Source organism: Nonomuraea terrae (genome assembly GCF_044465245.1).
Taxonomy (GTDB): Bacteria; Actinomycetota; Actinomycetes; order Streptosporangiales; family Streptosporangiaceae; genus Nonomuraea; species Nonomuraea terrae.
The window spans coordinates 269,226-280,692 of the sequence record NZ_JBITLL010000007.1 but is presented as its reverse complement, the minus strand read 5'-3'; the positions used below and the strand labels follow the sequence as shown (position 1 = coordinate 280,692).

The 11,467-nt window shown below is 74.6% G+C and carries 8 protein-coding genes; 6 read left to right on the top strand and 2 right to left on the bottom strand.

Translation table 11 applies throughout. The features are described 5' to 3' along the window. The first annotated feature begins 159 nt into the window (after positions 1 to 159). Positions 160 to 777 (top strand): RNA polymerase sigma factor, encoded by a 618-nt coding sequence (locus ACIBP6_RS35340; protein WP_397058156.1) that lies wholly within the window; start codon positions 160 to 162, stop codon positions 775 to 777. Further along, the gene (locus ACIBP6_RS35335) at positions 774 to 1,820 is read left to right on the top strand and encodes a CU044_5270 family protein (RefSeq protein WP_397058155.1); all 1,047 of its coding nucleotides are present in this window, start codon (positions 774 to 776) and stop codon (positions 1,818 to 1,820) included. The genes ACIBP6_RS35340 and ACIBP6_RS35335 overlap by 4 nt, the downstream gene beginning before the upstream one ends. Positions 1,821 to 1,925: 105 nt before the next feature. On the opposite strand, the gene ACIBP6_RS35330 is transcribed toward ACIBP6_RS35335, so the two are convergent. Next, positions 1,926 to 2,195 (bottom strand): hypothetical protein, encoded by a 270-nt coding sequence (locus ACIBP6_RS35330; RefSeq protein WP_397058154.1) that lies wholly within the window; start codon positions 2,193 to 2,195, stop codon positions 1,926 to 1,928. A 99-nt stretch (positions 2,196 to 2,294) separates the two neighbouring features. On the opposite strand from ACIBP6_RS35330, the gene ACIBP6_RS35325 reads away from it, so the two are divergent. Next, positions 2,295 to 2,942, top strand: coding sequence for an alpha/beta fold hydrolase (locus tag ACIBP6_RS35325; RefSeq protein WP_397058153.1), 648 nt, complete (start codon positions 2,295 to 2,297; stop codon positions 2,940 to 2,942). Here the strand turns inward: ACIBP6_RS35325 and ACIBP6_RS35320 are convergent. Next, positions 2,921 to 3,445 (bottom strand): cysteine dioxygenase, encoded by a 525-nt coding sequence (locus ACIBP6_RS35320; protein ID WP_397058152.1) that lies wholly within the window; start codon positions 3,443 to 3,445, stop codon positions 2,921 to 2,923. The genes ACIBP6_RS35325 and ACIBP6_RS35320 overlap by 22 nt on opposite strands. A 104-nt stretch (positions 3,446 to 3,549) precedes the next feature. On the opposite strand from ACIBP6_RS35320, the gene ACIBP6_RS35315 reads away from it, so the two are divergent. The 3 genes from ACIBP6_RS35315 to ACIBP6_RS35305 all read left to right on the top strand — a co-directional run bounded on the left by ACIBP6_RS35315 (position 3,550) and on the right by ACIBP6_RS35305 (position 11,462). Further along, positions 3,550 to 4,488, top strand: a complete 939-nt coding sequence (locus tag ACIBP6_RS35315; RefSeq protein ID WP_397058151.1) for a LysR family transcriptional regulator — start codon at positions 3,550 to 3,552, stop codon at positions 4,486 to 4,488. A gap of 21 nt (positions 4,489 to 4,509) precedes the next feature. Beyond that, positions 4,510 to 5,136 carry a LysE family translocator gene (locus ACIBP6_RS35310; RefSeq protein WP_397058150.1) on the top strand — a complete coding sequence of 209 codons (627 nt, stop codon included), beginning with the start codon at positions 4,510 to 4,512 and terminating at the stop codon, positions 5,134 to 5,136. 98 nt (positions 5,137 to 5,234) lie between these two features. Continuing rightward, positions 5,235 to 11,462, top strand: a complete 6,228-nt coding sequence (locus ACIBP6_RS35305) for a hypothetical protein (protein ID WP_397058149.1) — start codon at positions 5,235 to 5,237, stop codon at positions 11,460 to 11,462. Positions 11,463 to 11,467: the final 5 nt, after the last annotated feature.

Here is an 11,467-nt window from a genome sequence, read left to right as displayed (position 1 = left end):
GGAAGTTCCCCGGGCCAAAGCGTCCGGGCGGAAGTCTCTGGGCGGAAGTCTGTGGGCGGAAGTCTGTGGGCGGAAGTCTCTGGGCGAAAAAGATGGAACCGTCGTCCTGGCTCTCGGCAATTACTCGTGTCATGACCGGAGACCCCCGAGAGGCACCACATGCGATACGAGAGCCGGGCGGACCTCTCGCCCTGGCCCGACCCCGCGGCGACCGGCGACGGCCCCGCGCGGGACGGCGCGGCGGAGGGCGTGCCACCCGAACGGCTCGCCGCCCTGTTCGTCCGGTACGCCCCTGAGCTGAAGCGCTACGTCGTCCGGCGGCTCGGGCTGGAACCGGCCGACGACATCGTCGCCGAGACGTTCGCCATCGCGCTGCAGCGCCTGGAGACGTACGACGCGAGGCTCGGCGACGAGCGGGCCTGGTTGTACGGCATCGCCACCAACCTCGTCGGCCGGCACCGTCGCCGCGAGATCGGCCTGTACAAGGCGCTGAGCCGCACCGGGATCGACCCGGTGACCGAGCCGTTCACCGACGAGGTCGAGCGGCGGGTGGCCGCCGGCGGGGCGCGCGAGCGGCTGGCGAAGGCGCTGGCCGGGCTGTCGCGCAAGCACCGGGACACGTTGCTGCTGGTGACCTGGACGGATCTCACGTACGAGGAGGTCGCGGCGGCGCTCGGCGTCCCCGTGGGAACCGTGCGGTCGCGGGTCAACCGGGCGCGCGAGAAGGTGCGGCGGGTGTTCGCCGGCGTCGATCCGACCAGCGGGAACGAGGGATGAGGATGACGGACAAGATGGAACGGCTCCGGAATTTCCGCGACGAGGTACCCGAACGGCTGGACGTGTCCGGCGCGGGCCGCAAACTGGCCGAACTCACAGCCGCGACTTCCGGGCGGCGAAAGGCCGGCGCCTCGGGGCGGCGAAGGCGCTGGACGCCCGCAGGAGCTTTCGGGCGGCGACGGAACCGGACGTTCGCAGGAGCCGCCGCCCCGGCCGGGAGGGCGGCGCCACGTCGGGGGCGGCCCGCGTACCGGCTGGGGTTGGCGCTGGCGGGGGCTGGCGTGGTGGCCGTCGCGGCCGTGGCCGTGCTGCGGCCGCAGGGCGTGGTGATGCCGGACGGGCCGGCGGGGCCGCCGCCTGCGGCGGCGAGCCCGGCGGTCGCCACGGTGGTGCTGGAGCGGGCCGCGCTGGTGGCCGCCCGGAGCCCGGCCACCGAGATCCGGCCGGACCAGTGGTTCTACCTGAAGGAATCCCAGCACATGGGCGCCGACCTGCCGGCGTTCGAGACGTGGGACCGGATGGACGGCTCCAGGACGGCCATCCGGTCGGAGGGCGGCAGGCTGCGCGTGCGCGCCGCCGAGAAGGGGCCGACGCACAGCGGGCGGACGCAGCGGGAGGTGGCGGCGCTGCCCTCCGATCCCGACGCGCTGCTGCGGCACTTCCGCGGTCTCCGGCAGGAGCGGTATCCCCTGTCGATCTGCCAGCCCCGCTGCGCCCCGGAGATCGCGGACGACGTCAAGATGTTCGGCGCGATCGGCTGGTACATGAAGTACACGCCCCTGATGCCGCCGGAGACGGCCGCGGGGATGTACCGGGCCCTGGCCAGGATCCCGAACGTCTCCATCGAGGAGAACGCCACGGACGCGGACGGCCGCAGGGGCATCGGCGTGCGGTTCGACGCGGGCGAGGGCGTGCACGCCTCCTACATCCTCGACCCGGTCGACTACGGCTACATGGGCGTGAAGGTGGTGAGCGACGGCGAGACGATGGGGCTTTCCGTGCTCGGCTCCGGCATCGTCGACAAGCCGGGCGACCTCCCCTGACCGGCGGCGGCCCGTGCCGGGCGGTCGCCGTCGGCAGCCGACGGCTCGCCGCTGGACGAGCTCTCGCGGCTCTCGGTGTCGCCGGCCCTCCTGGCGCTTCCCACCTCAGAAGCGCCGGCGGGTCTGGCTGTGGTGGCCCTTGCGGAACCCGAGCACCTTCGACGGCCGTACCGCGTAGACCGGGGCCGTGCCGCCCGCGACGTTGACGAACGCGCCGTCGCGGACCTCGAAGTGCCACGTGGGGCCGTACTTCTCCGCCCAGGCCGCGGCCGGCTCCTTGCGCGCGGCGGGGTCGGTGACCCGTTCGGCCACACCCTCCACCACCAGGTCCAGCCCCTCGTGCAGGGTGCCGGAGCCGGTCACCGTCGGTTCCATGGTCGATCCTCTCGGTTTCCCCAGGGAAAGACCGATGCGGCGCCGCGAACTCATCGCCCGCAGGGCAGGATGGCGGGAAACCGAGCGGGAGGTACGGAGATGGCGACGTTCGCGCTGATCCACGGCGGCGGGGGCTCCGCGTGGGACTGGCACCTGCTGGAACCCGAGCTACGCGGGCGCGGGCACGACGTCGTGGCGGTGGACCTGCCGCTCGGCGACGAGGACGCCGGCCTGCTCGACTACGCCGACACCGTGGTCGAGGCCCTCGGCGACCGGCGTGACGTGGTGGTGGTGGCGCATTCGTGGGGCGGCTTCGTCGGGCCGCTGGTCTGCGCGCGCACGAGGACCGAGCTGCTGGTGCTGGTGACGGCGATGATCCCGGCGCCGGGTGAGCCGCCGTCCGCGTGGTGGGGCAACACCGGGTTCGAGCAGGCCGAGCTCGACACGGTCGAGTTGTTCCTGCACGACGTGCCCGCCGAACTGGCCGCGGAGTCGATCGTGCGGTCGCGCGAGCACGCCGACAAGGCCATGGTGGAGCCGTGGCCGCTGGAGGCGTGGCCCGCCGTGCCGACGAGGTTCCTGCTCTGCCGGGACGACCGGTTCTTCACGCCGGAGTTCATGCGCCGGGTCGTACGCGACCGGCTCGGCATCACGCCCGACGAGATCGACGGGAGCCACGCCCCCATGCTGGCGCGGCCCAAGGAGCTGGCCGACCGGCTGGAGGACTACCTGACCGGCAGGTCGTAGAGTCGGCGGACGCTGCTGCCGAGGCGGGCCACGTCGGCGCCGTAGATGTGCAGGGAGATGCCCGTCTCCGCGCTGGTGTTGCGGACCTTGTGGATGTCGCCGGGCGGCGCGAAGCCGCTGACCTCGCCCGGGCGGTTGTCGGCCCGGCCGATCTCGACGAGGTGGTCGCCCATGTCGCGGTAGAGGGTCTCGTGCTCGATCCCGCTGATGATGCCGAACGTGCACCACGACACGTGGTCGTGGATCGGGGTGCCCTGGCCGGGGCGCCACACGACGGCGACGATGGAGAAGTCGTCCTCGGCGTGCAGGATGTGGGTGACGTACCCGTCGGGTGAGCCCTCGCGCTCGGCCGGAGTGAGAATGTCGGGCCCGGGGAGGTGGCCGCCCAGCAGATCGGCGACGGCGAACGCGGTCTCGTGCGCCCCCAGCCCCCGGGCGACGATTCCGGACACACCCGACACGAGGACATCGAGGCCGGGCCTGGTGACGGTGGTGAGGTTCATGGTGCTTCCCTACGTCCGGAATATCCCTTCCTCTCTACGGTCCCGCATCTGCATTGATAGGTCCAACAGAAGTCTTCTGGTCGATCAATAGATACGATTGATGAATGCTGGACGTCACCCGCCTGCGCGTGCTCCTCACCGTGGCCCAGAAGGGGTCGCTGACCGAGGCGGCCAAGGTGCTGCACTACTCGCAGCCGTCGATCAGCCACCACCTGGCCCGGCTGGAGGCCGAGACCGGCGCCAAGCTCATCCAGCGCGCCGGACGCGGCATCAGGCTCACCGAGGCGGGCCGGCTGCTGGCCGAGCGGGCCGCCGACATCATCGGCCGCCTCGACGCCGCCTCCGAGGAACTGGCCGCCCACGTGGGGCTGCGCTCGGGCCGCGTACGGCTGACCGCGTTCCCCTCGGCGCTGGGGACGTTCATCCCGGGGGCGGCCAGGCTGCTGGCCGCCGAGCACCCCGGGCTGCGCCTGGAGCTCACGGAGACGGAGCCGCCCGAGGCGCTGCGCCTGTTGCGGGCCGGCCGCGCCGACGTGGCGGTGATCTTCCGGTACGACGACACAGCGCCCGAGGACGGCGGCATCCACATGGTCCACCTCCTCGACGACCCCAGTTACCTGGTGTCCCCTGCGCCGGCCGGCGAGCTGGCCGACAACGCCGACGCGTCGTGGATCGCCGGGTGCGACCGGTGCCGCAGCCATCTGCTCGACATGTGCGAGAAGGCCGGGTTCGCGCCGCGGATCACGTTCACAAGTGACGACATCGTGGCGGTGCAGGCGCTGGTGGCGGGCGGGCTCGGCCTGACCCTGCTGCCGGGGCTCGCCCTCAGCGCCCACCGGCACCCGGAGGTCGAGGTCACGGAGGTGCCCGGGTCGGTGCGGCATGTGTACGCGGCCGTCTACGGCGAACCGCCGCACCCGCCCGCCACGGAGGCGCTGCTGGCGGCCCTGCTGGCGGCGCTGGACGAAAGCCTGCGCACCGCGCCGCCGACGGGGTCCGTCCCGGCCGCCGAGGATGCGGTGGGGGTCGGGAAAAGTCGTTGACGGCGTACCTAGCATGGCCTTATGCCGGATATTTCAACGCTCGTGGTGTTCTGTGCGGCCACTCTCGCGCTGCTCGTCGTCCCCGGACCGGCGGTCCTCTACATCGTCACCAGGAGCGTCTCCCAGGGCTCTTCCGCGGGGCTGATCTCGGTGCTCGGCGTCCACGTGGGGTCGGTCGTGCACGTCGCCGCGGCGGCGCTGGGCATCAGCGCGCTGCTCGCTGCCTCGGCCACGGCGTTCACCATCGTCAAGTACGTCGGCGTGGCCTACCTGCTCTGGCTCGGCGTCCGCAAGCTGATGCGGCGGAGTGAGGACGAGCAGACGGTCGAGCTGCGGGTGCACTCGAAGCGACGGCTGTTCTGGGAAGGGGTTCTGGTCAACGTCCTCAACCCCAAGACGGCGGTGTTCTTCGTGGCGTTCCTGCCGCAGTTCGCCGACCCCGGCGCGGGGCCGATCGGCCCGCAGATCCTCGTGCTCGGGCTGCTGTGGATCGCGCTCGGGATGCTCTCCGACGGCACGTACGCGATGCTCGCCTCGGCCCTCGCGGGGCGGGTGCGCGGGTCGGCCCGCGCCCGGCGGCGGCTGGACGTCGGGAGCGGGGTCGTGTACCTGGGTCTGGCGGCCTGGCTCACAACCGAGAAGGCATGACAAGCCGCGAATTTTCCCGGCCATAGTGCGATAGTGGGAGCACTTCAGTCGCTCGTCAGGGGGACGGCACGCCGGAACGCAGGCAATAGGCGGCACCTTTGGACACGCCACCACACCACCTCGGGCTCGAACGGGTCGTCGAGGTCTATTCCGGTCACGACACCGTCGTAGGCGTGACCGGGTCCGGTTATGCGATCGGCGCGGATCTCGTGCTGACCTCCGGCCACGTGATGGATCCCGCCGCACCCTGCCAGGTACGCGCGTCCGGATCGGCGCGGTGGGTGGCGGCCGAGGAGGTGTGGCGGGGGCGCGGCGGCAGCGCGGGAGCGGTGCTGCTGCGGGCGGGCGAACCGCTGGGCGCCCGGTTCGCCCGACTCTCCTGGGCCGAACTGACGCCTCCTCCTGGGGCGCGAACGTCCGGCGTTCCCGAGGGCGAACGGCCCTCGGGTGCTTGCGGTGTTCGGCGCTCCGGTTCTCTGCGGTGTGTGGCCAGAGGCTTTCCGCAGGCGTGGCAGCGGGACGGCGTCCGGGACGCGGAGTCGGTGTCCGGGCTGGTGGATGCGCCCATGAGCGTGGTGTCGAAGGCGCTGGCGTTCCACGTGCTGGATCCGGTGCCCGAGTCGATGCCCGTCTCGCTCTGGCACGGCATGGCGGGCGCCGCCCTCCTCGCCGGACACACCGGCCACCTCATCGGCCTGATCACCACCGACCACACCGACCACCGCACCGCCCCGAGCCCAGCCGACCGTGCCGGCCGCCTCCCCACCCTGACGCACCTGCCGGGCCCGATCGCCACCGACCCCACCGCGCCGGGCGCAGCCGGTTTCCGTGAGCTGGCGGGCTTCGGGCGTGCCGGCGGGGTGGGTGGCCGTGGAGCCGAGGGCGGGCGGCGACAGTCCGACGCTCCCGGTGGGGGCCGGTCGCTTCTCCGCGAAGACCGCTCGTTGTCCAGCGGTCGGTCGGGTGGGTGGGCTTTCGGGGACGCCGGGCATCGGCTGGACGTCATTCCTGTGACCGCGTTGCTGGGCGACGAGCGGTTCCGGGAGCTGACAGGGGTGGGTCCCGACGCGCTGGAGAGCGTGGCGGAGGGCGATCGCGCGGTGTTCCTGCCGGAGCTGTTGACGCCCGCGCACGAGCGTCCGCCGGAGGGCTGCCCCGACGGGATGCTGCTGACGGCCCGCCATGCCGTGGTGCCGTTCCTGGGCAGGGACGAGGAGCTGGACGAGCTCCGCTCGTGGGCCGCCGAACCGGACCCGCTGTCGATCGCCGTCATCACCGGACGCAGCGGCACGGGGAAGACGCGGCTGGCGGTCCAGCTGTGCGCGGAGCTCGCGGAGGCCGGGTGGGACACGGGTTTCCTGCCGCTGGACGCGGTCCACGACCTCCTGTCCGGCCCGGCCGGGCCCGAGGTGGTGGAGCTGGACGCGCTGCGGGAGACGTTGGTGGTCGTGGATCGGCCGGAGCCGTCGTACCCGACGGTGGGTGAGCTGATCCGGCGGCTGGCCAAGCATGGGCGCAACCCGCGCGTACGGCTGCTGTTCCTGGTCAGGGAGCCGGGTGAGGCGGAAGGGTGGCGGCGGCTGGACACGGCGTCGGGCGGCTGGTTGCGGCGGCTCACCACGACCACCGTCCAGCTCAACATCCGCCCTCTCACGCTCCCCGAGCGGACGGAGCACGTGCTCGCGGCCATGCGGGCGTTCGCTCCTGACCGCGCCGACCTCCCGGATCCGCCGCGACTCGACGATCCCGTGTACGGGCTGCCGTTCCATGTCCACCTGGCCGCCCTGCTGCGGGTGCGCGTCGGCGATCCGGCCGAAGGTGCGGGCGGCGGGCTGCTCGGACGGTTCGTCGCCCGCGAACTGGACCGGTGGATCCGCGCGGAACGCGACGACCCCGCCCAGGAGGACACCCGCGACGGGTCCCCTGATGAGGAGATCCTGCGGGAGGACGCGCCACGAGAGCCCGTACGGCGGGCGGCGGCGGCGCTCGCGCTGACGGCGCCGGCCTCCGCCGAGCTCGCGGGCCTGCCGGCCGTCGTGCCCGGCGTTCCCCATGAGGGCGGCCGGCTGGGGGCGTTCGGGCCTGAGCTCGTGGTCGGGGAGTTGCTCGCCGGGACGGACGGCCTGGAGCGGCTCGTGCTCGCGCTGCACGACCGCGAGGGCCGTACGGTCGAGCAGCTCATCCGCATGATCGACGTACTGCTCCTGACGTCCGGCAGGGAGCCGGTGGGGGCGGCGCTGCGGGCGCTGGTCACCGGCCGGATCGCCGAGCTGGTCGGGGAGGCCGCGGCGCACCCCGGCACCCGGCTGGGCGACGTGCTGGACGCCGCGCTCGCCCTGGTCGCCGCCGATCCGGGGCCGGCCGCGATCGTGTCCGCCGGGGTGCCGATGCCGCGGCGCGGCGTCGGGCCGGGGTTACGGGCGCTGAACGTGACGCTCGCCGACCTGGCCGTCCGGCACCGGCGCGCGCACGGGGACCGCATCGCCCTGGCCGGAGCGCTGACGTGGTCGTCGAGCGCGCTGGCGAGTGTGGGACGGCTCGGCGAGGCGGTCGCCGCGGCGACGGAGGCCGTCGAGATCTACGCCGGCGCTCCCCCGTACGAGGCGGCTGCCGGGCGGGCGGATGCCCTGTTCGGGCTGGGGGCGTGCCTGCTGCTCGCCGGTGCGGGCGCGGACGCGCTGAAGCCCGCGCAGGAGGCGGCGGCCAGGTTCCGCATCCTGGCCGAGGAGGGTCCGCGGTATTCGGGCGAGGCCGCGCGGGCGCACCACAACCTCGCGTGCGCGCTGCTGGAGGCCGGCCGGGTGGGCGACGCCGTGGCGGCGTTCGAAGCGGCGGGAGGCGACCCGGACTTCGCGGCCCACGTGGCCACTGTGCTGTCCGTCGTGGACGCGGACGTCCCTCCTGGGGCAACGGCGTTCACTGCCTTCGAACCGTCCCGAGCGGCAGGGCGTGGGCCGTCGGCGTTCTCCGGCATCGAGGCGTCGCGAGCGGCCGGGCCGAGCACGGCGGAGGTCTGGCGGGTGCCGGGGCCGGTGACGGCGTTCGAGGAGGTCAAGGCCGTCGAGGTGCTGCCCGAGGTGGCGGGGTGTCTCGGCGTCGCGGCGACCGAGGCCGTCAGGGCGGCGGCTTCGACCAGCAGCGACGTGGCCCATCGGCTCCACCTGATCGCCACCCGGCTGGACGCGTACGGCAGGCCGCGCGACGCCGTGGTCCCGGCGGCCGAGGCGGTGGCGCGCCTGCGGGGCCTCGCGGACGCGGAGCCCGGGCTGCGGGCCATGCTGGCCTCGGCCGCCTCCTCCCTGGCCGGCGTCCAAGCCCGCCTCGACGACCTGGACGCCGCCGCCAGGTCCGCCGCCGAGTGCGTGCGGAACCTGCGGGCCCTCGTCACGCTGGAGCCCGCCGAGCACCGCCCCGCGCTCGCCGCCGGGCTCCTCGACCTCGGCGAGCTGCTGCTGGCCGACGACCGTCCCGAGGAGGCGCTGGCCCCGCTGCAGGAGGCCATGACGGTGGCCGCCGACGGCGGCGCGGCGCGCGCGAGGCGTCTGCTCGGGCTGTGCCTGGACGAGCTGGGCCGTACCGCGGACGCCCGCGCCCAGCTGGAGATCGCCGCCGAGCTGTACGACGTGCCGGGCGCGGGCCATCTCGTACGCGGGCAGGACGGATCGGCCGAGGTGCGGGCCAGGCTGAGCCGCATGGAGCCGGCCGAGCCGGAGACCGGCGAACCGTGGCTGCCCGGCCTGACCGTCACCCCGCCCCAGGAGGCGGTGGCCAGGGCGGAGGAGCGGCTGGCGGAGTGCAGGAGGGCCGTCGAGGACGCCGGCCCGCCGGGGCCCGAGCTGGTCGACGCCTACCTGTCGGCGCAGGCCATGCTCGCCACCGCCTGGGCCGACGCGGGACGGGCCGGTGACGGGCTCGCGCTGGCCACGCAGGCGGCCGAGCTGCTCCAGCGGCACGCCGCGCCGGGCCCGCCGCACGCGATCGCCGTGGGCATGGTCGCCGCCGCGCTGGGCCGGGCGCTCGTCGGGCTGGGACGCCACAAGGAGGCCGTCCCGCACCTGCTCACCGCCATCGAGTCGTACGAGCCGCAGGCGGAGCTGAGCGTCGCCTTCCGTACGGAGCTGGCCCATCTGCTGACGCTGGAGACCGTGGCGTTGTCGCGCGCCGCCTGCCCGGCCGACGCGGAGGCCGCCGCGGACCGGCTGGTCGAGCTGTACGCGGGGCTGGTGGGCGAAGGAGCGGAACCGCCGCCGGCGCTGGCCGGCGCGCTGCGGCTGCAGGCCGGGATCCGCTTCGCCCGGCAGGACGCCGAGGGCGCGCTCCGGTCGGTCACCCGCGCGCTCGACGCCGTCCCGTCACCTCCAGGGGACGACGACGCGCGGCTGCTCACCGCCGCCTGCCTGGAGCTGGGCGGCCTGTGCCTGGCGGAGCTGGGCGACGCGGAGGCGGCCGGGGACCGGCTGGCCAGGGGGACCGCGCTCATGGCGCGGGTCGGCACCGTGCCCGGCGATCTCGTCGGCGTGCACCTGCTGGCGCTGGTGCGGCTGGCCAGGCTGCGCGCCCGGGAGGAGGGACCGGCCGCCGGGGCCGCCCTGTACGCGCGGATCCTGGACATGCGTCCCCTGCCCGGAGCCGATGTGCTGGGGACGCTCGTCGACGAGCTGTCCGGCCTCGTCGCCGAGATGACGGGGACCGCGGGGCTGGCGGGCCCGCTGGCCGCGTTCGCCGAGGCGCTGGAGCGGGAGGTGCCGCTGGGCGGCGCGCCGGAGCTGCACGCCCGGTACGCCCGCTGCCTGGCCGCGTTCGGCGCGGCGGCGGCGCGGGACGGGGACGACGAGGGCGCCGTCCTGGGGGCGGAGCTGGCCGTGCGCGTCTACCGGGGGCTGGCCGTGGTCTCCGGCGCGTACCGGGAGCCGCTCGGGGTGGCGCTGGCGGAGCTGGCGGCGGTGTACGCGCTGTCGGGGCGGGTCGAGCTCCCCGTCCTGGAGCAGGCCGTCGGCCTGCTCGGGGGCCGGCCGGACCGCACGTTCGCCGAAACCCTGCTCGGGTACGCCGCCGAGCTGCTCGAACGCGGCCGGGCGGTCGAGGCGCTGGCGCACTGCGAGCGGGCCGCCGACCTGTGCGACGAACTGGACGACCCGTCGGTCGCCGCCGCCGTGTACGCCCAGCTGGGCGCCACTCTGGCGGCCCTGGACCGGCCGCAGGCGGCTCTGGAGGCGATCACCTGGTCCCTGGCCGAACTGGACCGCGCCGACCAGAACCGGCCGGAGCGGGACCGGCGGGAGCAGGGCCGGCCGGAGCGGGGCCGGATGGAGCCGGCGCGAGTGCGGGCACGGGCGATTCAGGTGCGCGGGACGGTGTTGCGGGCGTCCGGGCGGGAGCAGGTGGCGATGGCGCACCTGGTGGAGGCGCTGCGGCTGTTCACCGCGCTGCCCGATCCGCAGGCCGCCGCGGAGACCGCCGCGATGATCGCCGACGACCTCCTGACCGCCGGCCGCCCACGGGAGGCCGCCGAGTACGCCGGAATCGCCGCGACCGGCCACCGCCCCGGCACCGTCAAGCACGCCCTGGCCACCCAGCGGCTGGTGCGCTGCCACATGATGCTGGGCGCGCTCATCGAGGCGAACGCGCTGGTGGAGAACCTGATCCGGACAGCCAGGCGGGACCCGGACGACCTGACGTACCGGGCGGTGCTGGCCGATTCGCTGGCGCAGAGCTCGGAGCTGCTCCCGCTGCTGCGGCTGGACGGCGCGGTGGAGGCCGAGGCCAGGGCGCGCGAGGCCATCGCGATCTACGACGAGCTGATCGCCACGGGCACGGACCCGCAGGCCCTGCACACCGGCCGGGCGGGCGCGTGCCTCACGCTGGCCTCGGCGCTCAGGATGCGCGACCTCGCGGCGGAGGCGATCAGCCCGCTGCGGGAGGCGGTGGCGGAGCTGGAACGGTTCTCCCCCGGCAACCCGATGCAGGGCGGCCTGCTGTCGCGGGCGATGCTCATGCTGGGCGACGCGCTCATGGAGGCCGACCGGCCGCTGGAGGCCGGGCTCGTCTTCCACCGGGCCACGCAGCTCACGCGGGACGCGCCGGCCAGGGCCGTCGCCCACGCCCGGCTCGGCTTCTGCCAGCTCGACCTGGGCCGGGACGACGCCGCCGACGCCGCCCTGCGCGTCTCCGCCGACCTGCTGCGCGCCCTGCCCGCGGCCCGTCAGGACGGCGACCTGCTGCGCGACGTCCTGCGCGGCCGGTTCAGGCTGCTGGAGAAGGCCGGCCGCGACCAGGAGGCCCGCGCCGTCGAGGCCGAACTCCTCCGCCTCGGCGCCACCCCCTGACCGCG